The sequence below is a fragment of the Rhodopseudomonas sp. genome (assembly GCF_013377015.1).
Taxonomy (GTDB): Bacteria; Pseudomonadota; Alphaproteobacteria; order Rhizobiales; family Xanthobacteraceae; genus JARJEH01.
The window spans coordinates 395040-419073 of sequence record NZ_JACABA010000001.1 but is presented as its reverse complement, the minus strand read 5'-3'; the positions used below and the strand labels follow the sequence as shown (position 1 = coordinate 419073).

The following is a 24034-nucleotide window of genomic DNA, read 5'->3' as shown; positions in this document are numbered from 1 at the left end:
CCATAAACATTTACATTCGATCATGACAAGTCAAATTGACACTTGCTGCCAAAAGCACGGGAGCCTGCCATGGATGTCACCAATCGGATCGAGCGGGCTCTAACCGACGCCCTGAACCAGGCCGATGTGACAGGCTGCCCGCCGCGGCTGGCGGCGGCGATGCGGTACGCCGTGTTCCCGCGCGGCGCCCGGGTTCGGCCCCGACTTTGTCACAGCGTTGCCGCGGCCTGCGGCGAGGACAACCCGGCCGCCACCGAAGCTGCTGGTGCGGCTCTGGAATTGATGCATTGCGCGTCGCTGGTGCATGACGATCTGCCCTGTTTCGACGGCGCCGCGACACGGCGCGGCCGCCCCTCGGTCCACGTCGCGTTCGGCGAGCCGCTCGCGGTGCTGACGGGAGACGCGCTGATCGTGCTGGCGTTCCAGACCATCGCCCGCGTCACCTGCGCGCCGGAACGACTCGCGGCCCTGACCATGACCATCGGCCAGGCGGTCGGCGTGCCGTTCGGCATCGTCGCCGGTCAGGCCTGGGAATGCGAGTCGGAAATCAATCTGGCACATTATCACCGCTCCAAGACCGGCGCGCTGTTCGTCGCGGCGACGGCGGCCGGCGCGGCGTCGGCTGGCGCCGATCCCGGGCCGTGGCGGATGGTCGGCGAGAAGATCGGCGAGGCCTATCAGGTCGCCGACGACCTGCGCGACGCCGCCGCCGACGAAGACGAGATCGGCAAGCCGGTCGGTCAGGACGTGGCGCATAACCGCCCGAGTGCCGTGACCGCAATGGGGATCGACGGCGCGGTGCTGCATCTGCAATCGCTGGTGCGCGGCGCGATCGAGGCAATGCCGCCTTGCGCCAACGGCCATGAACTGCGCTCGCTGATCATGTCCGAAGCCAAACGTCTGGTGCCGGCCAAGCTCGCACAGTCCGCGGCGTAGCGGCGATGACCACGGTCTGGCCGTCCAGCCGGGCCGATGCTACGATCAACATGATCCCACTGAGTTTCAGCGACCGGCTGCTGGGTCTGCGCGATTCGATCCTGTCGAATCCACGCTTCCAGCGGTTTGCGGCGATTTTTCCGCTGACCCGCGGGGTCGCGCGCCGCCGTGCCGGCGTGATGTTCGATCTCGTCGCCGGCTTCGTCTATTCGCAGGTTCTGTTCGCTTGCGTGCAGCTCAAGCTGTTCGACCATCTGGCCGCGGGACCGCTGAGCGCCGAAGATCTCGCCTTGCGTCTGTCGTTGCCGCTCGACTCGACCCGCCTGCTGCTCGACGCGGCGGAGTCGCTGCAATTGGTTCAGCGCCGCAGTCAGGGGCGCTACGGCCTCGGCCAGCTCGGCGCCGAGCTGCGCGGCAATCAGAGCGTCACGGCTTTGGTCGAACATCACGCCCTACTGTACCGCGATTTGCAGGATCCGATTGCGCTGCTGCGCGGTCCGGGCGGCGGCGGTGAACTCGCTGCCTACTGGGCCTATGCGCGGGATGGCCAGGCGGCCGATCTGTCCGGCGCCGCGGTCGCCCCCTACACCGCGCTGATGGCGGCCTCGCAGCCGATGATCGCGGTCGAGGTCCTGCACGTCTACTCCTTCCGCGATTGCCGCTGCCTGCTCGATGTCGGCGGCGGCGATGGCGCCTTCCTGGCGGCGGTCGCCGCTCAGCTGCCCGAGCTGCACTGCATCCTGTTCGACCTCCCGGCGGTGGCGGCGAAAGCCGCCGAGCGATTTCGCAGCAGCGGACTGTCCGCCCGCGCCACCGCGGTGGGCGGCAGTTTCCTTACCGACCCGCTACCGCAGGGCGCCGATCTGGTATCACTGGTCCGGGTTCTCCATGACCACGACGATGCCGAAGTCATGACGCTGCTGCGGGCAGTCCATCAGGCGTTGCCGGACAACGGAAAATTGCTGGTGGCCGAGCCGATCGCCGGCACCAGCGGCGCCGAATCCATGGCCGGGGCCTATTTTGCATTTTATTTGAGAGCGATGGGCAGCGGTAAAGCTAGGAGCTTCGAGCGACTGCGCGACCTGCTGGAGCAGGCAGGTTTTGGCGAGATTCAGCTCCGGCCCGGCCCGATGCCCCTGGTGGCGAGCATAATTACCGCCGTCAAACGTCAGTAAATGTGTTAATCTGGCTTGACACTGTAATCCGTCAGTTTAGCATGACAGTTGCAGCGGCAGTGTCTCTGCCCCTCGGAATTTGGAGTAAGCGATGGAAACCATCGCGGTCGTACTCACGCAACCACAACACGTTGAGCTCAGTCTGCTGGCCCTGACGCCGCCGACTGTTGACGACGTCGTGGTGGATGTCGCGTGGAGCGGCGTTAGCACCGGTACCGAGCGGCTGCTTTGGTCCGGCCGGATGCCGCCATTTCCCGGAATGGGGTACCCCTTGGTCCCCGGTTACGAGTCGGTCGGCGAGGTGGTCGAGGCGGGACCTGGCTCCGACCTGCGGCCGGGACAAATAGTGTTTGTGCCTGGCGCCAAATGCTTCGGCGAAGTCCGCGGCCTGTTCGGCGCATCGGCGTCGCGGCTGGTCGTGCCTGGCAAGCGCGTGGTGCCGCTCGATCAGCAACTCGGCGAGCGCGGCATTCTGCTGGCGCTGGCGGCGACCGCCTATCACGCCATCGCGGCGCCCGGCGCGGTGACGCCGGACTGCATCGTCGGCCATGGCGTGCTTGGCCGCCTGCTGGCGCGCATCGCCATCGCGCTCGGCCATCCGGCGCCGGTAGTGTGGGAGACCAATCCGGTCCGCGTCGACGGCGCCAACGGTTATCAGGTGCTCCACCCCGACGCCGATCCACGCCGCGACTATGCCAGCATCTACGACGTCAGCGGCGACGCCAAACTGCTCGATGCGCTGATCGGCCGGATCGCGCCGCGCGGCGAGATCGTGCTGGCCGGCTTCTATCACGAGCCGCTGTCGTTCAATTTCCCGCCGGCCTTCATGCGCGAGGCGCGCATCCGGATCGCCGCCGAGTGGCAGCCGCCGGATATCGCCGCCACCAAGGCGCTGATCGAGTCCGGCAAGTTGTCGCTCGATGGCCTGATCACCCACCACCACGATGCCAAGTCGTCGCCGGCCGATGCCTATCGCATAGCCTTTGAAGATCCCGCCTGCCTGAAAATGGTCCTTAACTGGAGATTGAGCTGATGAACGTCGCGACTCCAATCGCCATGGCTGACGTACTGCGGGCAGAGGCGTCGATCGAGCCGGATGCGCCGATCACCACGCCGGTGACCAAGGAAACCCAGATCATCGCGATCTACGGCAAGGGCGGGATCGGCAAAAGTTTTACGCTCGCCAACCTGTCCTACATGATGGCGCAGCAAGGCAAGAAGGTGCTGCTGATTGGCTGCGATCCGAAGAGCGACACCACTTCGCTGCTGTTCGGCGGTCGCGCCTGCCCGACGATTATCGAGACCTCGTCGAAGAAGAAGCTGGCCGGCGAGGAAGTGAAAATAGGCGACGTCTGCTTCAAGCGCGACGGCGTTTACGCGATGGAGCTCGGCGGCCCCGAAGTCGGTCGCGGTTGCGGCGGCCGCGGTATCATTCACGGCTTTGAGCTGCTCGAGAAGCTCGGTTTCCACGAATGGGGCTTCGACTACGTGCTGCTCGACTTCCTCGGCGACGTGGTATGCGGCGGCTTCGGCCTGCCGATCGCCCGCGACATGTGCCAGAAGGTGATCGTGGTCGGCTCCAACGATCTGCAGTCGCTCTACGTCGCCAACAACGTCTGCTCCGCAGTGGAATATTTCCGCAAGCTCGGCGGCAATGTCGGCGTCGCCGGCATGGTGATCAACAAGGACGACTCAACCGGCGAGGCGCAGGCCTTCGCCAAGGCGGTCGGCATTCCGGTTCTCGCCGCGATCCCCGCTGACGACGGCATCCGCAAGAAGAGCGCGAACTACGAAATCATCGGTCTGCCGGGCGGGGAGTGGGGTCCGCTGTTCGAAGAACTCGCCAAGAACGTCGGCCTCGCGCCGCCGGTACGGCCGACCCCGCTCAGCCAGGACGGCCTGCTTGGGCTGTTCGCCAGCGATGTCACCGGACGCGACGTCGTACTCGAGCCCGCGACCATGGAAGACATGTGCGGCGCTTCGGTGCTGAACAAGCCGTCGCTTGAAGTCGTCTACGACGCGGTTTGAGAACCAGCATGATGCGGAGTTCAACATGAGCGTCAACCTGCCACGATACGCCGGCGCGATCACCGAATCGGTCGTCAATGACCCGGTCGACGTCGATGTCGTGGCGGATGACGCGACCGTCCCGGCGATCAATGCCGCGGCCACCAGGACTGACGGTCTCGGTTGTCATGCCGGCGCCGCCGAGTTGAAGGCGGCCGCCAATGCCGCCGGCAAGAGCGACATCCTCGATCGCTATGCCGCCGACTATCCGAAGGGTCCGCACGACCAGCCGCAGAGCATGTGTCCGGCGTTCGGTTCGTTGCGTGTCGGGCTGCGGATGCGCCGCACCGCGACGATTCTGTCCGGCTCGGCCTGCTGCGTCTACGGCCTGACGTTCACGTCGCATTTCTACGGCGCGCGCCGCACCGTCGGCTACGTGCCGTTCAATTCCGAAACGCTGGTGACCGGAAAGCTGTTTGAGGACATCCGCGAGGCGGTGTTCAAGCTGGCCGATCCGGCGCTGTATGACACCATCATCATTACCAATCTCTGCGTGCCGACCGCTTCGGGCGTGCCGCTCGACCTGCTGCCGAACGAAATCAACGGTGTCCGTATCATCGGCATCGACGTGCCGGGCTTCGGCGTGCCGACCCATGCCGAGGCCAAGGACGTGCTGTCGGCGGCGATGCTGGAATACGCGCGCAAGGAAGCCGAGCAGGGGCCGGTTCAGGCGCCGCGCGGCGGTCGCAGCGAACGGCCCACGGTGACGTTGCTCGGCGAGATGTTCCCGGCCGATCCAGTCGGCATCAACATGATGCTGGAGCCGCTGGGCCTCGCCGCCGGTCCAGTGGTGCCGACCCGCGAATGGCGTGAGCTCTACGCCGCGCTGGACTGCCAAGTGGTCGCCGCGATCCATCCATTCTACACCGCCTGCGTCCGGCAATTCGATATCGCCGGCCGCAAGATCGTCGGTTCGGCGCCGGTCGGCCATGATGGCACCGAAGCCTGGCTCGAGGCGATCGGCACCGCCTGCAACGTGCCGCGCGACAAGATCGACGCCGCGAAAAATCGTTTCCTGCCGGCAATCAAGGCCGCGCTCGCCGCCAAGCCGGTTAATGCCCGCATCACCGTATCGGGCTACGAAGGCTCGGAATTGCTGGTAGCGCGGCTGCTGATCGAAAGCGGCGCGGATGTGCCCTATGTCGGCACCGCGGCGCCGCGAACGCAATGGTCCAATCCGGATCGCGAATGGCTCGAGGCCAAGGGCGTGCGGGTGCAGTACCGCGCTTCGCTGGAAATGGATCTCGCCGCGATCGATGAATTCAACCCGCAGTTGGCGATCGGCACCACCCCGGTGGTGCAGAAGGCCAAGCAGATGGCGATTCCGGCGCTGTATTTCACCAATCTGATTTCGGCGCGGCCGCTGTTCGGCGTGGCCGGGGCCGGTTCACTGGCGCAGGTCGTCAATGCCGCGCTCGCCAATCAGTCGCGCTTCGACGAGATGAAGGCATTTTTCGGCGACGTCGGCCAGGGCTATGCCGCAGGCGTTTGGGAAGACACCCCGAAGGACAACGTCCCCTATCGCGAGAAATACAAGAAGCAGATCGAAGCCCTGGCGAAGAAGCGCAAGTCAGAGGAGATGATCTGATGCTCGTGCTCGATCATGATCGTGCTGGCGGCTATTGGGGCGCGGTGTATGCCTTCACCGCGGTGAAAGGCATGCAGGTCATCATTGATGGCCCGGTCGGCTGCGAAAACCTGCCGGTGACCTCGGTGCTGCACTACACCGACGCGCTGCCGCCGCATGAATTGCCGATCGTCGTCACCGGGCTCGGCGAGGACGAACTCGGCAAGACCGGCACCGAAGGCGCGATGAAGCGCGCGCATCGCGTGCTCGACCCGTATCTTCCGGCGGTGGTGGTGACCGGTTCGATCGCCGAGATGATCGGCGGCGGCGTCACCCCCGAAGGCACCAATATCAAGCGCTTCCTGCCGCGCACCATCGACGAGGACCAGTGGCAGTGCGCCGACCGCGCCATCGTCTGGCTGTGGAAGGAATACGGCCCGAAGAAAATCCCGGAGCGCAAGCCGCTGTCGCCGGAGGTCAAGCCGCGGGTCAACATCATTGGCCCGATCTACGGCACCTTCAATATGCCGTCGGACCTGCACGAGATTCGCCGCCTGATCGAAGGCATCGGCGCTGAAGTGAACATGGTGTTCCCGCTCGGCAGCCATCTCGCCGATATTCCGAAGCTGGTGAATGCCGACGTCAATGTCTGCATGTACCGCGAATTCGGGCGACTGCTGTGCGAGGCGCTGGAGCGGCCCTATCTGCAGGCCCCGATCGGGCTGCACTCGACCACCAAGTTCCTGCGCAAGCTTGGCGAATTGCTGGGGCTTGATCCGGAGCCGTTCATCGAGCGTGAGAAGAACACCACGATCAAGCCATTGTGGGATTTGTGGCGCTCGGTAACCCAGGACTTCTTCGGCACAGCGAGCTTCGCAATCGTCGCCAATGAGACTTACGCGCGGGGCGTCCGCAACTTCCTCGAGACGGAAATGGGGTTGCCCTGCACCTTCTCGTTCTCCCGGTTGTCCGGAAAGAAGACGGACAACGACGCGGTCCGCGCCGCGGTGCGCGAGAAGCCGCCGCTGATCATGTTCGGCAGCTACAACGAGCGGATGTACCTGGCCGAGGCCGGCGGCCGCGCCATCTACATTCCGGCCTCGTTTCCGGGCGCGGTGATCCGCCGGCATATTGGTACGCCGTTCATGGGCTATTCCGGCGCCACCTACCTGGTGCAGGAAGTCTGCAACGCGCTGTTCGACGCGCTGTTCAACATTCTGCCGCTGGCCGCGGACCTCGACCGGGTCGACCCCACTCCGGCCCGCCGGCACGAGGAAATTCTCTGGAGCGACGAAGCCAAGGCGCTGCTCGACGAGGTGCTCGAGGCGCATCCGGTGCTGGTTCGCATCTCCGCCGCGAAGCGGTTGCGCGACGCGGCCGAAAGCAGCGCGCGACGCGCCGGGGAGGAGCGAGTGACGACTGAATCTGTCACCAAGGCGCGGGCCGCGCTGATGGATGGGCAGTTAGTATGAATACGATTTGAGGCAGAACAATGCGCTTCACAATTTCGCGACGTCTTATGCGCAATGCAACAGTGAGGAGATGATCGATGTCCGACTATGTCCACACCGGCCGTCGTTCGAAGGTGCTTCCGGAAAGCGCGGCGGTGGAATCGCGTGTGATGTTCGGAGCTTGCTACGCGCTGTTCCTGGTACGCGCGATTGTGACGCGGGCGATGCCGTGGCGCAGGAAGTCGGGAAATCATGAGTCGGTGTTCAGCGAGGCGCACAATGCGGCAAGCGTCTCGGTGACTTCATCGTTCATGGGCTTGTAATTCGAGAATTTCGTCCGGCGGTGCTGGACGGAACACTGCCGTCTCGGAAACGAAACGGTAAATCGCTGTCGTTTCGGAAACGATACGGCAATCGTTGCTGCCCACCTCGGGCGGCGAGCGGCCGAAAGGCCATCACTAGGAGGTGTACCAAATGAGTGACGGTTCCATCTCGGGACTTTCCGAAGCGGAAGCCAAGGAATTCCACTCGATCTTCGTGACGAGCTTCTTTCTCTTCATAGTCGTCGCTGTGGTCGCCCATATCCTTGCTTGGATGTGGCGTCCGTGGCTCGGCCCGGTTGGCGGTTACAAGACCGCGCTGGATAGCATCCAACAGTTTCTTTGCTAAGGGAGGCAACTATGTGGAGAATTTGGCTTCTGTTTGATCCCCGCCGGGCTCTGGTTTTGCTGTTCGCATTCCTGTTCGGTCTCGCCATCATCATCCATTTCATCCTGTTGAGCACTAGCCGCTTCAACTGGCTGGATGGCGCCAAGAAGACCGCTGAGCTGACCCTCAGCATGCTCACTTAATGGCATGACGTACTGCTCGCCGGAACGGACGAGAAACGGACCCTCCTGCCGGGCTCGTCCGTTCCGGGAGCTTCGACAACGACTGGATCTCACGATGGATATTCCCTGGCTCGCACGCGGAGGAACGATCGATGGCAATGCTTAGCTTTGAGAAAAAATACCGCGTTCGCGGCGGAACGCTAATCGGGGGCGACCTGCTCGATTTTTGGGTCGGCCCGTTCTACGTCGGGTTTTTCGGAGTCACGGCGGTGTTCTTCGCTCTCCTCGGGACCGCGTTGATCATTTGGAGCGCCGCGCTCGGCCCCACTTGGGTTTTGTGGCAGATCAGCGTCAACCCGCCGGACGTGAAATATGGACTAGGATTTGCCCCGCTGGCTGAAGGCGGTCTGTGGCAGTGGGTGACGATTTGCGCGATTGGCGCGTTCGTGTCGTGGGCACTGCGCGAAGTCGAAATCTGCCGCAAGCTCGGCATCGGCTTTCATATCCCGTTCGCATTCAGCTTCGCGATTTTCGCCTATGTTACCTTGGTGGTGATCCGTCCGGTGCTGATGGGCTCCTGGAGCTACGGATTCCCCTACGGCATTTTCACCCATCTCGATTGGGTGTCGAACACCGGCTATCAGTACGGCCAATTCCACTACAATCCAGCCCATATGCTCGGCATCTCGTTCTTCTTTACGACCTGTCTAGCGTTGGCTCTCCATGGCGGCCTGGTGCTCTCGGCATTGAATCCTGATCGGGGCGAGCCGGTGAAGTCGCCTGAGCATGAGAACACCGTGTTCCGCGACCTCGTCGGTTACTCGGTCGGTACCCTCGGCATTCACCGTCTCGGATTGTTCCTTGCTCTGACGGCTGTGGCCTTCAGCGCACTCTGCATGATTCTCAGCGGTCCCGTGCTGTCGGAAGGCGGTTCCTGGCCCGAGTGGTGGGAATGGTGGCGTCGGCTTCCGATCTGGAATTCGTAATTTAACCCGGTCACAAGAAAGAATCTTCTCATGGCCCAGTATCAAAATATCTTCTCCCAGGTGCAGGTCGAAGGACCTGCCTACGCCGGGGTGGCGCTACGCCCCGGCAGCTCGCCCCGCGAGACCCAGACCACTTTCAGCTATTGGATGGGAAAAATTGGCGACGCGCAGGTGGGTCCGATCTATCTCGGATTCACCGGCGTAGCCTCGGCGCTTTGCTTCTTTGTCGCGCTCGAGATCATCGGCCTCAACATGTTGGCGCAGGTGGACTGGAGCCCGATCGCATTCCTCAAGAATTTCTGCTGGCTCGCGCTTGAGCCGCCGAAACCCGGATACGGACTGTCGATCCCACCGCTGGCCGAAGGCGGCTGGTGGCTGATGGCTGGATTCTTCCTGACTACGTCGATCCTGCTGTGGTGGACCCGCACCTATCGCCGTGCTCGGGCGCTGGGGATGGGAACCCACGTCTCCTGGGCGTTCGCCTCGGCAATCTTCCTTTATCTCGCGCTCGGTTTCATTCAGCCGGTGCTGATGGGGTCCTGGAGCGAGGCACCGCCGTTCGGTATTTTCCCGCATCTGGACTGGACCAACAACTTCTCGATCAAGTACGGCAATCTCTACTACAACCCCTTCCACTGTCTCTCGATCGCGTTCCTGTACGGCTCGGCTCTGCTGTTCGCCATGCACGGCGCGACCATTCTGGCCGTGAGCCGCTACGGTGGCGAGCGCGAAATCGAGCAGATGCTGGATCGTGGCACCGCGCTTGAGCGTGCAGCGTTGTTCTGGCGCTGGACGATGGGCTTCAACGCCACGGCGGAATCGATTCACCGCTGGGCTTGGTGGTTTGCGGTCCTTTGCCCGCTGACCGGCGCCATCGGCATCATCCTCACCGGACCTGCTGTCGACAACTGGTTCGACTGGGGAGTGAAGCACGGACTGGCGCCCCCGCGGTAAGAGAGCATACGACGATCCAAACCGAACGCGCGCGCCCGATCTGCATCCGCTGGTCAGGCGCGCGCAACCACTTTCCACGCCGGCATTGCGGCCTCATGGAGACATTGTTGGCGGTGACGGGGGGTGGCGAGCGGCACGGCCAAGTTGCTTCTGAAGTTGCTTACGACGCTCTCCGAGGGCGCCAACGATAAGAAGACGGATCTTTTGAGGACGAAGACGCCGGAGTGGAGGAAACTTCTTGCTGGAGGATATTTGCCCTGGTGCAAGTGTTCAAATCTCCGAGGGAGTCGCTGGGGGATCTCGGTGCCCCGTCCGTTGCCAAGCTGATTGCTGCCGCGACCGACGTCGCGCTGGTGGTCGACGGACAGGGCGTGATCCGGGACGTGGCGTTCAACAAGGACGAACTGTCTCTCGAACTGGACGGGCAGGGTCGTTGGCTCGGCTCCAAATTCGTCGAGATCGTGACGTCGGACACCCAGTCGAAAATCCGCGAGATGTTGCAGGACGCGACGTCACGGGAGTCCTCGAGCTGGCGTCAGGTCAATCATCCCTCGCCGGGCGGCGAGGACATTCCGATCCTGTATTCGGCGATCAATCTCGGCGACGCGGATCGTCTTGTGGTGGTCGGCCGCGATCTGCGCCAGCTCGCGGCGATGCAGCAGCGGCTGATCAACGCGCAGCAGTCGATGGAGCGGGACTATATCAGGTTGCGTCACGCCGAAACTCGTTATCGGCTGTTGTTCCAGGTGTCTTCGGAAGCGGTCATGATTGTTGATGCGACCAGCGAATTGATCGTCGACGCCAATCCGGCGACGCTGGCTCTGTTCGACGCCAGCGCGCCGCAGATGTTGAATTCTCCGGTGGCGAGTCATTTCAATGCCGGCGACCAGCAAGCCGTGCTGAACCTTCTCGCCGATGTCCGATCCAGCGGCCGCGACGGCCGGGCCCGGGTCCATATCGCCAACGAGTCGCGCGGCTGCGATCTGTCGGCCTCGCTGTTCAGGCAGGAGAACGCCTCGCTATTTCTGGTCCGGCTGGCGTCCCATGCCGCGATCCCGGAATCGGGCGCGGCCAAGGCGACATCGCTGCTGCTGAAATATTTCGAGGCCGCCGCCGACGGGCTGGTGATCACCCAGTTCGACGGCCGCGTGGTGCGCGCGAACCTCGCCTTTCTGGAGATGGCGCAACTGGGCAGCGTCGAGCAATCGCGCGGCGAGCCGCTCGACCGCTGGCTCGGCCGGACCGGCGTCGATCTCAGCGTCGCGCTGGCGAATCTGCGGCAAAACGGATCGATCAAGCTGTTCTCCACCGTGCTGCGCGGTGAGTACGGCGCAGTGGCCGAGGTCGAAGTCTCCGCGGTGGCAGTGACCGACAGCGACGACAAGCCCTGCTTCGGCTTTGCGATCAGGAATGTCGAGAAGCGGCTGTCGACCGCCACGACATCGAAACGCGAACTTCCGCGTTCTGTGGCACAGTTGACGGAACTGATCGGCCGGGTGCCGCTGCGCGATCTGGTGCGCGAGACCACGGACGTGATCGAGAAGCTCTCGATCGAGGCGGCGCTGGAACTGACCGGCGACAACCGTGCCTCGGCCGCCGACATGCTCGGCCTCAGCCGGCAGAGTCTCTACGTCAAGTTGCGGCGCTATGGTCTTGCGGAACACGCACCAGAAGGAGAGGCCACGGATGAGTAGCAGTATGGCTGTGCGTCCGGCGCCCTCGGCGGTCCTCGAAGTTCTGCACCCGATTACCTGGTTTCCGCCGATGTGGGCGTTTGCCTGCGGCGTGGTGTCGTCGGGCGTCCCGATCTCCGAGCGCTGGCTGGAGGTGATCGCCGGCATCGTGCTGTGCGGGCCGCTGCTGGTCGCCACAAGCCAGGTGGTCAATGATTGGTTCGACCGCCACGTCGATGCCATCAACGAGCCGAACCGGCCGATTCCGTCGGGTCGGATTCCCGGCCGCTGGGGACTCTATCTCTCCTTCCTGTGGACCGCGGCATCGCTGCTGCTCGCCAGCCAGCTCGGCGCTTGGGTGTTCGGCGCTGCCGCGCTCGGGCTGGTGCTGGCCTGGATTTACTCGATGCCGCCGTTGCGGCTGAAACAGAACGGTTGGCTCGGCAACGCCGCCTGCGCCATCAGCTATGAGGGCTTCGCCTGGTTCACCGGCGCCGCCGTGATGATCGGCGGTCTGCCGGCGTGGTGGATCGTGACGCTAGCCTTCCTCTACAGCGCCGGCGCGCACGGCATCATGACTCTCAACGACTTCAAGTCGATCGAGGGCGACATCAAGACCGGGGTCGGCTCGCTGCCGGTCAAGCTGGGGGTCGACAACGCCGCGCGCGTCGCCTGCGCCGTGATGGCGATCCCCCAGCTGATCGTGATTGCGCTCCTGGTCTCATGGGATCGCCCGATCCAGGCGGCCATCGTCGGCGTCGTGCTGGTGCTCCAGCTCGTCCTGATGGTGCGGTTCCTGCGCGCGCCGGTCGAGCGCGCCACCTGGTTCAGCGGCCTGGGTGTCGCCCTTTATGTGATCGGCATGATGGCAAGCGCCGTCGCGGTGTCGTCGTTCGGAGTCCCCGCATGAGCCCGACCTCCCTTGGACCAAAGCCCCTCTCTTGGCTCGGCATTGTGCGGATGGGGCTGGTGCAGACCGGCCTCGGCGCGATCGTCGTGCTGACCACCTCGACGCTGAACCGGGTCATGGTGGTGGAATTGGCGCTGCCGGCGATGCTGCCTGGCGCGCTGGTCGCCATTCACTACGCGCTTCAAGTGTTTCGGCCGGCATGGGGCCATGGCTCCGATCTCGGCGCCCGGCGGACGCCGTGGATCGTCGGCGGCATGGCGGTGCTGGCGCTCGGCGGATTCCTGGCGGCGGTGGCGACCGCGTGGATGGCCACGCAACCGCTGTTCGGCGTCGCGCTGGCGATCGCGGCGTTTTGTCTGATCGGCGGCGGTGTCGGCGCCGCCGGCACCTCGCTGCTGGTCCTGCTGGCCAAGCGGACCGATGACAATCGACGCGCCGCGGCGGCTACGATTGTCTGGGTGATGATGATCGCCGGCTTCATTGTCACCACCGGCGTCGCCGGCCATTACCTCGACCCGTTCTCGCCGCTGCGGCTGGTGGTTGTTTCCGGATGCGTCTCGCTGGCGGCGATGGTTTTGACTGTCGTCGGGGTCTGGGGCATCGAGGGCCGTGGCATAGCGGTCAATGCCACAGCGGCCGTGGCGCAGGAACAGCCCGAGCAGAAATCCTCGTTCCGGCAAGCGATCGCGGAGGTCTGGGCCGAACCGCAGGCACGGCGGTTCGCGATTTTCGTGTTCGTGTCGATGCTGGCCTACAGCGCGCAGGATCTGATCCTCGAGCCGTTCGCCGGCGCGGTGTTCGGCTTTACGCCTGGGGAAACCACAAAACTTTCTGGCATCCAGCACGGCGGCACGTTGCTCGGTATGGCGCTGGTGCCGCTGATCGGAGCGATCTTTCCGAAATCCCGCGGCAATCTTCCGGTCTGGACTGTCGGTGGCTGCCTGGCCTCGGCGATTGCGCTGCTGTGTCTGGCGGCCGCCGCGATGGTCGGTCCGTCCTGGCCGCTGCGCCAGACCGTTTTCATGCTCGGAGTCACCAACGGCGCCTACGCGGTCGCGGCGATCGGTTCGATGATGGCGCTGGTCAGCGCTGGCGGCGAAAAGCGCGAAGGCGTGCGGATGGGATTGTGGGGCGCGGCGCAGGCGATTGCTTTCGGCATCGGCGGCTTTGTCGGAACCATGGCCAGCGATGTCGCACGCCAGATCCTGTCGTCGCCAACGCTGTCCTATGCCGTGGTGTTCGCCAGCGAGGCGGGCCTGTTCGTGGTCTCGGCGGTCATGGCGGTTTGGGTTCACCGCGCCCAAGTCAGGGACCGACGAAACCACGACGATGTTGTCAATCTATCCACAGCGGCTGTTGCCGGAGGCTGAGATGACCGAGAACCCCGTCATTTACGACACTGTTGTTATCGGCGGCGGACCTTCCGGTTCGACCGCGGCATGCGATCTGGCGAAGCTCGGACGACGCGTCGTTCTGCTGGACCGCGCCGGGCGCATCAAGCCTTGCGGCGGCGCCATTCCGCCGCGGGCGATTCGCGATTTCGCGATTCCGGATCATATGCTTGTGGCCAAGATCAACTCGGCGCGGATGGTGTCGCCGTCCGACGTTGAGGTCGATATGCCGATCGACGGCGGCTTTGTCGGCATGGTCGACCGCGAGTTCTTCGATGAATGGCTCCGCTCACGCGCGGCCGAAAGCGGCGCGGAGCGGCGCACCGGGCTGTTCAAGCGCTACGAGCGCGACGAGAGTGGCGTCAACACCGTCTACTACGACGAGCACGCGCCAGATGGTACGATCCGGGAGAACAGCGTGCGCACCCGCTCCCTGATCGGCGCCGACGGCGCGATCTCCGCGGTGGCAAGGCAGTTCCTGCCCGGGGACGACCGGGTACCTTACGTGTTCGCCTATCACGAGATCATCCGGGCTCCGCAAAAATCGCCCGCCATCAAATACGACAGCCGGCGCTGCGATGTTTACTATCAGGGTGCGGTGTCGCCGGATTTTTACGGCTGGGTGTTTCCGCATGGCGACACCGTCAGCGTCGGGACCGGATCGATGATGAAGGGATTCTCGCTGCGCGATTCGGTTGGCGAGTTGCGCAAGGCCACCGGCCTCGACGAGGTCGAGACCATCCGCAAGGAGGGCGCGCCGATTCCGCTGCATCCGCTGCCGCGGTGGGACGACGGCCACAGCGTTCTGCTGGCCGGAGATGCCGCCGGTGTGGTGGCGCCGGCGTCGGGCGAGGGCATCTACTATGCGATGCTGGGTGGGCGGCTGGCGGCGGAAACCGTCGACGAGTTTCTCGAAACAGCAGACGCCAAGGTGCTGAAACTGGCCCGCAAGCGCTTCATGCGGATGAACGGCTCAGTGTTCCGCATTCTTGGGCTGATGCAATGGTACTGGTATTCCAACGACAAGCGCCGCGAACAATTCGTCAACATCTGCCGTGACCACGACGTGCAAAAACTGACTTGGGACGCCTACATGAACAAGAAGCTGGTGCGGGCCAAGCCGATCGCCCATGTCCGGATCTTCTTCAAGAACATCGCGCACATGACGGGTCTTGCCTCGGTATGATGGCTGTGGCTCGGAGTTTCTGGAAGCCGGTTCTGATTGCGGCTGCGGCCGCGATCTTTGTCGGAGCGCTCGGCGCAACCCTGACTGACACCGGGGCTTGGTATCGAGCCTTGCTGAAGCCGTGGTGGCAGCCGCCAGACTGGCTGTTCGGCCCGGCCTGGACGGTGATTTTCGCCCTGGCGGCGATGTCGGCGGTCTACGCCTGGCGCGGCGCGCAGACCACCAGCCAGCGCGAGTGGGTGGTGGGCCTGTTCGCGCTCAACGGCTTTCTCAACATCGTCTGGAGCACATTGTTCTTCGCGGCAAGACGGCCGGACTGGGCCTTGGACGAAGTCCCGATGCTCTGGTTGTCGATCCTGATCGCGATCCTGGCGTTCTGGCGCATTTCGCGGACCGCGAGCTTCTATCTTCTGCCATATTTGCTCTGGGTCTCGTTCGCGGCATATCTCAACTGGACCGTGGTGCAGCTGAACGCGCCGTTCGACTGAACAAGAAGGAAAAAGATCGCAGATGTCCGCCATGTCGATCATGACCGATTTCTTCGTGAGCGGACACTTTGTCGATCTGGTTCTGGTCTTCCTCGTCGTCGAGGCGATCGTCGTGGTGGGCTATTGGCGCAGGACGCAACGCGGCATTCGTCCCGCGCACTTCCTGCCGGGGCTTTGCTCCGGGGCCTTAATGCTGCTGGCGCTGCGGGTGACGCTGGCGGGCGGCGGATGGATCGTGCCCACGATCTGCCTCGGCGCCGCGGGGTTGGCGCACCTGATAGACGTCAGCCGACGCTGGCAGAGCTAGCGTCGGCTGGGGTCTCATTTAGTGGTATCGGCGATTACTTGCTGAAGGTGGCGATATAGGCGGCCACGTCCTTACGCTGCTGCTCGTCGGCGAGCTTGAAGGTCATTTTGGTGGTGCCGGTGGCCAGGTCGGCCTTGCCCTTGTCGGTCAGGAACTTCTTCAGGAACGCGTTCGGATCGGGCAGATAGGCGATGATCAAATCCTTGCTCCAGACCAGACCGGCTTCGCCAGCAGCCTTGTTGAGCGGTGAATAGGCAAATCCCGGCGCTGTGCCGGTTTGCCGGCCGATCACCCCGGTCAGCACCGGGCCGACCAAATTCTTGGCGTCCGGACCGATCCTGTGGCAGGTCATGCACTGCTTGAACACGGTCTCGCCCTTGGCGGCATCCTGCGCCGAAGCCGTGCCAATCGACAGCGAGCCTGCGGCTGCCGTTATTGCAACTATTGTGAGAAGTTTACTAACCACGTGCGTCTCCTTGATATCGCTCTCGCGCCCCAATCGACCAGGGCCGGAAAGGCCATAGACAACGGGGAGCATCAAAACCCTTTCCGCCGCAGCCTGTAAAGCCATACTGACACGGCGACCGGTTGAAAAGAGAGAGTTTTCTTGACTTGGCGCATTGACCTGGCGCAATTATGCCTCTCAGAGGGACTATTCAGTCGGTTGTGTCACTTGAAGTTGGCACGCTGACTGCATATTTGCCTGACAGTTACGTCATGGCGCCTCATCGTGGATGAGGCCTGACGCGCAAGCAGAGCAGAAAAATGGCTGCGAAACCGATTCAGCCCGACATCACGCTCCTTCTAGATATGGACGGCGTGATCCGCGACGCGACCCTCTCTTCGGCGATGGCAGGCGAAAGCGTAGACGGCTGGCTCGGCCAAGCTTGGACTGAAATTGCCGGTACGAGCGGCGGCGATAAGGTCAAACGCATGGTCGAGGATGCCCGCACGAGCGGCATTTCAGCCTTTCGCCAGATCAATCAGCGGTTCCCGAGCGGCGTGGAAATTCCGATGGAATTCACCACCATGCTGCTGGGTGACCGCGCCGGCATGCTCGCGGTCGGCAAGAATCTGCAAGCGGTGACGGAACTGCATGCCCGTCTGATCGCAGCGCAGCAGACCATGGAGCGCGACTATTGGCGGCTTCGTGAAATCGAGACCCGGTACCGGCTGGTGTTCGACGCCTCCAACGAGGCGGTGGTGATCGTTTCCGCTTCCGACCTGCGGATCGTCGAGGCCAATCGCGCCGCAGTGCAGGCGCTGAGCGCGTCCGAGCGCCGCAACGAGGATCTCGCCGGACGCGAAATCCTTATGGACGTGGCCCCGCAGGATCGCGAGGCTGTCCGCGAGATGCTGGCCCGGATCCGCGATCGCGGCAAGGCGCTGAGCATTCTCGTCCACCTCGGACAGGACGCCAAGCCGTGGATGCTCCGTGGCTCGTTGATGTCGTCCGAGGCGGGTCAGGTGTTCTTGCTGCAGTTCACCGCCGCGGTGGTGACGTCACGCGGCTCCGATCACGAAGAGCGTGACACGCTCAAGGGCTTGATCGATCGCGTTCCCGACGGTTTCGTGGCGCTGGATCCGGCGGGTATCATCCGTCACGCCAACCAGGCATTTCTCGATATCGTGCAGATCGGCTCCAAGGGCTCCGTGATCGGCGAATCATTGTCGCGCTGGCTGTCGCAGCCCGGCGCGGACCTGACTGCGCTGCTATCGAACCTGCAGCGCTACAAGACCGTGCGGCTGTTTTCGACCACGATCCACGGCGAACTCGGCAGCGAAACCGAGGTTGAAATTTCCGCTGTCGCCGGCGACGGCGGGGACCAAAATTATATCGGTGTGCTGATGCGAAATATTTCGCGCCGGCTGTCCTCGGCCGGAGAGGGCGATTCGCTGCGGACCGCGCTCGGACCGATCAGCGAGCAGCTCGGACGATCGTCGCTGCGCAAGTTGGTCAAGAATACTGTCAGTATTGTCGAACAGCACTATGTGAAGGAAGCGCTTGAGCTGTCCGGCGGTAACCGGACCGCGACTGCGGAACTGTTGGGATTGAGCCGTCAGAGCCTTTATGCCAAGCTCAACCGGTACGGCCTTGAAGATCGAGAGCCGGAGTCTCAGGACAGCTCTGAGGATTGAGTTGGCAATTTCCGCTCACGCGACCCCGGCGTTCGGAAAGGCGGACCTTTCGAATTGCGAACGGGAAGAGATTCATTTTGCCGGCTCGATTCAGCCGCATGGTGCGTTGCTTGTTGTCAGTGAACCCGAACATCGCGTCATCCAGGCCAGCGCCAACGCAGCCGAATTCTTGAACCTCAAGAAGGTGATCGGGATGCCGCTCGCCGAACTTGAGGGCGACCTGCTGATCCGTATCCTGCCGCATCTCGATCCGACCTCCGAGGGCATGCCGATTGCGGTGCGCTGCCGAATCGGCAAGCCGAGCGCGGAGTTCGACGGATTGCTGCATCGGCCTGCCGAAGGCGGGCTGATCATCGAACTCGAGCGCGCCGGACCGTCGATCGATCTGTCCGGCCAGATCGAGGATGCGCTGGAGACGATTCGCACCGCGAGCTCGCTGCGCGCGCTGTGCGACGAGACTGCCATCCTGTTCCAGGATCGCGCCGGATACGATCGCGTGATGGTGTACCGGTTTGACGACGAGGGGCACGGCGAGGTTTTCGCCGAACGCCGCAGGTCCGAACTGGAGCCCTATCTGGGGCAGCGCTATCCGGCGTCGGATATCCCGCAAATGGCGCGCCGGCTTTACGAACGTACTCGGGTCCGGGTGCTGGTCAATGTCGGCTATGAGCCGGTGCCGCTCGAGCCGCGGCTGTCGCCGTTGACCGGGCGCGATCTCGACATGTCGAGCTGTTTTCTGCGCAGCATGTCGCCGATTCACCTCCAATACCTCAAGAACATGGGAGTCTGCGCGACACTGGTGGTGTCGCTCGTGGTCGGCGGCAAGCTGTGGGGACTGATCGCCTGTCACCATTATCAGCCGCGCTTCATTCATTTCGAGACGAGGGCGGTCTGCGAGTTGCTCGCCGAGTCGATCGCCACCCGGATCGCAGCGCTCGAGAGCTTTGCGCAAAGCCAGTCCGATCTGTTCGTCCAGCGGCTTGAGCAGCGCATGATCGAGGCGATCTCGCGCGAAGGCGACTGGCGCGCGGCGATCTTCGACAGTTCGCAGTCGATCCTGCAGCCGCTCAACGCCAGCGGATGCGCGCTGATCTATGAGGGCCAGGTCAGGACGGCGGGAGAGGTCCCGGGCACGCAGGAGATACGCGACGTTGGCGCCTGGCTCGACCGCGGAAACCGGGCTTCGGTGATCAGCACCGCTTCGCTCGGCATCGATGTTCCGGAATTTTCGAAACTGATCAGGGTCGCCAGCGGAATCGCCGCGACGCCGATTTCCAATAATCCCGGTGAATATCTGATCTGGTTTCGACCGGAGCGCGTTCACACCGTGACCTGGGGCGGCGACCCGCAGAAACCGTTTGTGATCGGCGATAATCCGTCCGATCTGTCGCCGCGCCGCTCCTTCGCGCAGTGGCATCAACTGGTCGAGGGCACCGCCGACGCTTGGAGTCCGGCGGACCTCGCTGCGGTGCGGGTGATCGGCCAATCGGTTGCCGATATCGTGCTGCAGTTTCGCGCGGTGCGCACCCTGATCGCGCAGGATCAGCTTGAGCAGTTTAGCCGGCACGTGCGAATCGCAGGGCAGCCGATCATCATCACCGATATGGAAGGCAAGATATTGCTGATCAACGAGGCCTTCGCCGCGTTGCTGCCGAAGGGACATTCGCCCGCGGTTCGGCTCGACGACTTGGCTGGCCTGTTCCACGAGCCGTACGACTTTCTTCGCAATATAGGTGAACTGCTCAACCACCGCCGAGCCTGGCGCGGCGAGATACTGCTGCGCGGCGAACATAACGAGGCAAAGCCGCTGATGGTGAGGGCCGACCCGGTGCTGACCGGGCACGATCGCGTGCTGGGTTTCGTGCTGATCTTTACGGATATTACCGACCGCAAGGAGGCCGAGGCTGCGCGCAATCGGTTCCAGGAAGGCATCGTCAAGAGCAACCGCATCAATAGCGTGCGTCTCGATTCGAAGACCGACCTTGTTTACCAGGGCCTGCTGTCATCAGTGGTCGAGAACGCACAACTGGCGGCGCTGGAAATCACCTATGGCGTCGAGACTGGCCGGATCGCGGAAATGCTGGAAAGCGTTCGCAACTCGACGTTGCGGACCGCCGAGGTGCTCGAGCAACTGATCTGGCACTCGTCGCGCACCTCCGGTGACGACAAGAACAAGAAATAGGATTTTCAGGCGGCTTATTGCGCGGGCAGGGCTGCGGTGCTGGTCGACGAATGCTGCTGCACGGCGACCGATAGCGCGATGTTGAGCGAAAATGCCAGCGCGCCTTCCTCGATGATCGCGCTGGGGGCGGGCGCCGCCGCGCCAGCCCGATCGAGCGCGATACGATAATCGTTCTTCAGGGTGGCGGGATTGGCAACGCCGGAGAAGTTGTAGAGCGACAATTCGCCGGGCTGCAACCCGAGGGTCTTGGCCAGAAGCCGCGCCAGCACCGAGCCGCCGTTGAGGTCGCCGAGATATCGGGTATAGGCGTGCGCGATCAGTCTGGTGCCGTCGCCCTGGGCGGCCTGCGCGACGCTGCGGGCATAGGCCTCGCCAGCCGGTAGCAGAGGAATTCTGCGGGCCCAGTCGGCGCCGCACAGGTTGGTGAGGTCAGAGGCAATCGCCGGCGCCCGGTTGAGCTTGTATTCCGCCAACAGGCCAAGTCCCGGAGCGTCGCGATGCTGCTCGATCCCGAGTTCGATCTCGCGGTAGGCGGAATGCAAGTTGCGCAGCAGCAGCACGTAACCCTCGCGGCTCGCTGTGCCATGCAGGATGTCTGAAATGACTCCCGACTTTTCCGCTTCGAGGTGGAGAGTCCTGGTCCGGACGTAAAGTTCAGTGACAACGCTGATCGGCAAAACGCCGTTCGCCGATTCAACTGCCATTCCGACTGTCTCCGAATTCAATCAACAGCATAGCGTATCAGAATATCCGGACCAGGGCCGAGCAATTTCGCCTTCACCTTCTGGTCCGGTCCTTCATCGACGCCATCAATTCCCGGGCCTGCCGCGGTGCCGTTGACGCGTCCACCGACGTCATGTCGGCGCCGAGCGCAGCCGCGAGCTCTGGGCGGCTAATCATCATCGGGCCGCCTAGCATTATGCCGACGCCGCGGTTGCGCGAGTCGCGACGGATATCGTGAATATCCCGCTTCAATTCGTCTAGCCGCCGGTCGCTTGTGACGGAAAAGCCGACGACGTCGAACCAGCGCTCTTGCACCAACGATATCAGATCGAGGTGCGAGGTGAACGGGCCGGTACAGATATTCCAGCCTTCGCACCGAAAGAACTCCGCGACCATCGACATCCCGAAACTGTGCTGCTCTCCAGGAATAGTGGTCAGAAGCACGGACCCGCCGCCGGTCGCCGGATCTGGCGCCGAAAATGTCTCGCCCAAATGGCGCATGATCCGTTGCATGCGGCTGACGCCGAGCGTCACATTGGCGAAGTCGATGGTGTCGGCTTCCCACATTTCGCCGAGATGCCGCGCAACCGGAGCAAGCAGGTCGAGGAGGATCGACTCGATCGACGCGCCTTCCGCTCTCAGATTTTCGATGTGAGCGACGGCGGCGTCCTCGTCGTTTCCAACGACCAAGGTTGTGAATTTTTCCAAATCAAACGCCGCGGCTTGCTCCGCCAGCTCTGCAACCCCGGCTGCGGGGAGGGTGCGAAGCGCGAGCACGATCTTCGGGATGATCCGGGTTTTGATCGCCCGGACCATCCCGGTGGGATTCAACGGTGGGCGAAATCGCCAGATCGGTTCAGGAATTGAGTTTCTTCCGGGAGCGCTGACCCGCGCCGCGCCCCCGTCTCCACTAGTGTCCGCCCGATGTGGGTGCTCGTTCAGGTCGCCCATTGGGTAATTCCTCAACTAATTAAGCCCCCAGGACCGTCGACCGTCAAGTTTAATTTACGTATGGTTTGGTTGACAGTCGGATGAACGGAGTTTAGCCTTTGTGGATCAAGCCCGCACATAGGGAGTGGCGCGGTGCATCGTCGAACAGCCTCAGATCAAGAAAATGCGGGATACGGCAATTTGCCGCTTGTCCCCTGTTGCCCTGGGTCGGTATCGCATCACCACGACAATCTACTGTCAAACATTCTTTACAGTAAGAATGCCGAATCTGATTTCGCGCCAGCGAAACGGCCCCCCGGGCCGGGAGCTCCGGCTTTGCAAATTCCGACGCACGGGCAAAGGGTTAAATCGCTCTACACGCCCGAAGAGCGGCTTCGCCGCGATGCAACAAAATGGACCCTAGTTCAGGGTATTTTGGCGCCTGTCCAATTTCTGGTGTTCCTAATCAGTCTCGGATTGGTGGTTAGGTATCTTTACACCGGAGATGGGTTTGAGGTCGCCACGGCCTCGATCGTGATCAAGACCCTGGTCCTCTACACCATCATGATCACAGGAGCGATCTGGGAGAAGGAGGTGTTCGGGTGCTACCTGTTCGCGCCCGCGTTCTTCTGGGAGGACGTCTTCAGCTTCCTGGTTCTGACCCTGCACACCGCCTATCTGGTGATGCTGTTTGCCGGTCTTGGCGATCCCCGGCAGCAGATGCTGGTCGCGCTCGCGGCCTATGCCTCCTACGTCATCAATGCCACGCAGTTCGTGCTCAAGCTGCGCGCCGCTCGCCGCGATGAGCGGATGGCCGCGCTGACCGCTGCGAATGTCTCGGGGAGCCGCGCATGACCGTGTCCGCCACAGGCTGCGCGGTGGCTGCGGAGCAGTCCGCGCCCCGTGTTGTCCGCAACGAAAGCGGACAGCGCGAGGTGTTTTGCGGGCTGACAGGGATCGTCTGGCTGCATCGCAAGATTCAGGACGCATTCTTCCTGGTGGTCGGGTCGCGTACCTGCGCGCATCTGATCCAGTCCGCCGCCGGCGTGATGATTTTCGCCGAGCCGCGCTTTGCCACCGCGATCATGGAAGAAAAGGATCTCGCCGGCCTCACCGATGCGAATATCGAACTCGATCGCATCGTCACGCAGTTGCTGACGCGGCGGCCCGACATCAAGTTGCTGTTTCTGGTCGGCTCCTGTCCCTCCGAGGTGATCAAGCTGGATCTGTCGCGCGCCGCATTGCGGCTGTCGCAGCGGTTCTCGCCGGGCGTCCGTATCCTGAATTATTCCGGCAGTGGCCTTGAGACAACATTCACGCAAGGCGAGGATGCCTGTCTCGCCTCGCTCGTCCCCGAACTTTCCCTCGCGCGGACGAGCGAGGACTCGCTTCTCATAGTTGGCTCGATGGCCGATGTCGTCGAGGATCAGTTCATCCGGATGTTCGATGCGCTCGGCATCGGCCCGGTGCAGTTCTTCCCACCGCGCAAGTCGACCGCGCTGCCGACGGTCGGCCCGAACACCAAATTCCTGCTAGCGCAGCCGTTCCTGCTCGAGACCGCGCGCGAACTGGAAAACCGCGGCGCCAAGCGACTAGCCGCGCCGTTCCCGCTCGGCGTCGAGGGCACAACCGGATTCCTGCGCGCTGCCGCCGATGCGTTCGGCATCGCTCCCGCGGTGTTCGACAAGGTCACCGAGCCGAACCGCGCCCGCGCCGCGCGCGCGCTGGAAGTTTATCGCACGGAACTCGCCGGCAAACGGATCTTCTTCTTCCCGGACTCCCAGCTCGAGATTCCACTGGCGCGATTCCTGTCGCGCGAATTGTCGATGCAGCTGGTCGAGGTCGGCACCCCCTATCTGCATCGCGAGCATCTCGCCGAGGAGCTGAAACTGCTGCCGGCCGACGCCGCGATCACCGAGGGGCAGGACGTCGATCTGCAACTCGATCGTTGCCGCCTTGCGCGTCCCGACATCGTGGTGTGCGGTCTTGGCCTGGCCAATCCGCTGGAGGCCGAAGGCATCACCACGAAGTGGTCGATCGAACTCGTCTTCACCCCGATCCAGGGCTACGAACAGGCGGCTGATCTCGCCGAACTGTTCGCGCGTCCTCTGGTTCGCCGCGCCAAACTGGTGGCCTGAC

The 24034-nt window shown here is 63.2% G+C and carries 24 protein-coding genes; 21 read left to right on the top strand and 3 right to left on the bottom strand.

The features are described 5' to 3' along the window. Positions 1-69: 69 nt before the first annotated feature. From HXX15_RS01985 to HXX15_RS01905, 17 genes are all read left to right on the top strand, one after another. Positions 70-936, top strand: a complete 867-nt coding sequence (locus HXX15_RS01985; RefSeq protein WP_296512089.1) for a polyprenyl synthetase family protein — start codon at positions 70-72, stop codon at positions 934-936. A gap of 50 nt (positions 937-986) precedes the next feature. Beyond that, positions 987-2111 (top strand): methyltransferase, encoded by a 1125-nt coding sequence (locus HXX15_RS01980; protein WP_296514773.1) that lies wholly within the window; start codon positions 987-989, stop codon positions 2109-2111. 91 nt (positions 2112-2202) lie between these two features. Then, positions 2203-3144: a chlorophyll synthesis pathway protein BchC gene (gene bchC, locus HXX15_RS01975; RefSeq protein ID WP_296512087.1), complete on the top strand. Its 942-nt coding sequence runs from the start codon at positions 2203-2205 to the stop codon at positions 3142-3144. Further along, positions 3144-4139, top strand: coding sequence for a chlorophyllide a reductase iron protein subunit X (locus HXX15_RS01970; protein WP_296512086.1), 996 nt, complete (start codon positions 3144-3146; stop codon positions 4137-4139). Before bchC ends, HXX15_RS01970 begins: the two co-directional genes overlap by 1 nt. Before the next feature lie 25 nt (positions 4140-4164). Further along, the gene (gene bchY, locus HXX15_RS01965) at positions 4165-5766 is read left to right on the top strand and encodes a chlorophyllide a reductase subunit Y (protein WP_296512084.1); all 1602 of its coding nucleotides are present in this window, start codon (positions 4165-4167) and stop codon (positions 5764-5766) included. After that, on the top strand, positions 5766-7217 hold the full coding sequence (gene bchZ / locus HXX15_RS01960; protein ID WP_296512082.1) for a chlorophyllide a reductase subunit Z: 1452 nt from the start codon (positions 5766-5768) through the stop codon (positions 7215-7217). The genes bchY and bchZ overlap by 1 nt, the downstream gene beginning before the upstream one ends. A 77-nt stretch (positions 7218-7294) precedes the next feature. After that, positions 7295-7519 carry a hypothetical protein gene (locus HXX15_RS01955; protein WP_296512080.1) on the top strand — a complete coding sequence of 75 codons (225 nt, stop codon included), beginning with the start codon at positions 7295-7297 and terminating at the stop codon, positions 7517-7519. Positions 7520-7670: 151 nt separating this feature from the next. Further along, positions 7671-7865: a light-harvesting antenna LH1, beta subunit gene (pufB, locus tag HXX15_RS01950; RefSeq protein ID WP_296512077.1), complete on the top strand. Its 195-nt coding sequence runs from the start codon at positions 7671-7673 to the stop codon at positions 7863-7865. Positions 7866-7876: 11 nt separating this feature from the next. Beyond that, positions 7877-8047 carry a light-harvesting antenna LH1, alpha subunit gene (pufA, locus tag HXX15_RS01945; protein ID WP_296512075.1) on the top strand — a complete coding sequence of 57 codons (171 nt, stop codon included), beginning with the start codon at positions 7877-7879 and terminating at the stop codon, positions 8045-8047. Between the two features lie 131 nt (positions 8048-8178). Further along, positions 8179-9012, top strand: coding sequence for a photosynthetic reaction center subunit L (pufL, locus tag HXX15_RS01940; protein ID WP_296512073.1), 834 nt, complete (start codon positions 8179-8181; stop codon positions 9010-9012). 30 nt (positions 9013-9042) lie between these two features. Continuing rightward, the gene (gene pufM / locus HXX15_RS01935; protein WP_296512071.1) at positions 9043-9966 is read left to right on the top strand and encodes a photosynthetic reaction center subunit M; all 924 of its coding nucleotides are present in this window, start codon (positions 9043-9045) and stop codon (positions 9964-9966) included. Positions 9967-10226: 260 nt separating this feature from the next. Then, positions 10227-11660, top strand: a complete 1434-nt coding sequence (gene ppsR / locus HXX15_RS01930; protein ID WP_296512069.1) for a transcriptional regulator PpsR — start codon at positions 10227-10229, stop codon at positions 11658-11660. Next, complete coding sequence (gene chlG / locus HXX15_RS01925; protein ID WP_296512067.1) at positions 11653-12549, top strand: chlorophyll synthase ChlG; 897 nt, start codon at positions 11653-11655, stop codon at positions 12547-12549. The genes ppsR (HXX15_RS01930) and chlG overlap by 8 nt, the downstream gene beginning before the upstream one ends. Then, positions 12546-13919 carry a BCD family MFS transporter gene (locus HXX15_RS01920; RefSeq protein ID WP_296512065.1) on the top strand — a complete coding sequence of 458 codons (1374 nt, stop codon included), beginning with the start codon at positions 12546-12548 and terminating at the stop codon, positions 13917-13919. Before chlG ends, HXX15_RS01920 begins: the two co-directional genes overlap by 4 nt. 1 nt (position 13920) lies before the next feature. After that, positions 13921-15126: a geranylgeranyl diphosphate reductase gene (locus tag HXX15_RS01915; protein ID WP_296512063.1), complete on the top strand. Its 1206-nt coding sequence runs from the start codon at positions 13921-13923 to the stop codon at positions 15124-15126. After that, complete coding sequence (locus HXX15_RS01910; RefSeq protein WP_296512061.1) at positions 15126-15614, top strand: TspO/MBR family protein; 489 nt, start codon at positions 15126-15128, stop codon at positions 15612-15614. The genes HXX15_RS01915 and HXX15_RS01910 overlap by 1 nt, the downstream gene beginning before the upstream one ends. A 22-nt stretch (positions 15615-15636) precedes the next feature. Beyond that, entirely contained in the window at positions 15637-15921 is a 285-nt protein-coding gene (locus tag HXX15_RS01905; protein WP_296512058.1) for a hypothetical protein, read from the top strand. 34 nt (positions 15922-15955) lie between these two features. Here the strand turns inward: HXX15_RS01905 and HXX15_RS01900 are convergent, their stop codons facing one another. Further along, the gene (locus tag HXX15_RS01900; RefSeq protein ID WP_296514771.1) at positions 15956-16387 is read right to left on the bottom strand and encodes a c-type cytochrome; all 432 of its coding nucleotides are present in this window, start codon (positions 16385-16387) and stop codon (positions 15956-15958) included. Positions 16388-16686: 299 nt separating this feature from the next. On the opposite strand from HXX15_RS01900, the gene ppsR (HXX15_RS01895) reads away from it, so the two are divergent. Then, positions 16687-18060 (top strand): transcriptional regulator PpsR, encoded by a 1374-nt coding sequence (gene ppsR, locus HXX15_RS01895; protein ID WP_296512056.1) that lies wholly within the window; start codon positions 16687-16689, stop codon positions 18058-18060. A gap of 1 nt (position 18061) precedes the next feature. Further along, entirely contained in the window at positions 18062-20242 is a 2181-nt protein-coding gene (locus HXX15_RS01890) for a GAF domain-containing protein (RefSeq protein ID WP_296512054.1), read from the top strand. A 14-nt stretch (positions 20243-20256) separates the two neighbouring features. Here HXX15_RS01890 and HXX15_RS01885 read toward each other — a convergent pair whose 3' ends face one another. Continuing rightward, positions 20257-20946: a heme oxygenase (biliverdin-producing) gene (locus HXX15_RS01885; protein WP_296512051.1), complete on the bottom strand. Its 690-nt coding sequence runs from the start codon at positions 20944-20946 to the stop codon at positions 20257-20259. Positions 20947-21019: 73 nt separating this feature from the next. Further along, positions 21020-21916, bottom strand: coding sequence for a cobalamin B12-binding domain-containing protein (locus tag HXX15_RS01880; RefSeq protein WP_296512050.1), 897 nt, complete (start codon positions 21914-21916; stop codon positions 21020-21022). A gap of 234 nt (positions 21917-22150) precedes the next feature. On the opposite strand from HXX15_RS01880, the gene bchF reads away from it, so the two are divergent. Further along, the gene (gene bchF, locus HXX15_RS01875; RefSeq protein ID WP_296514769.1) at positions 22151-22750 is read left to right on the top strand and encodes a 2-vinyl bacteriochlorophyllide hydratase; all 600 of its coding nucleotides are present in this window, start codon (positions 22151-22153) and stop codon (positions 22748-22750) included. Next, positions 22747-24033 carry a ferredoxin:protochlorophyllide reductase (ATP-dependent) subunit N gene (locus tag HXX15_RS01870; RefSeq protein WP_296512048.1) on the top strand — a complete coding sequence of 429 codons (1287 nt, stop codon included), beginning with the start codon at positions 22747-22749 and terminating at the stop codon, positions 24031-24033. Before bchF ends, HXX15_RS01870 begins: the two co-directional genes overlap by 4 nt. The last annotated feature ends 1 nt before the right edge of the window (position 24034 follow it).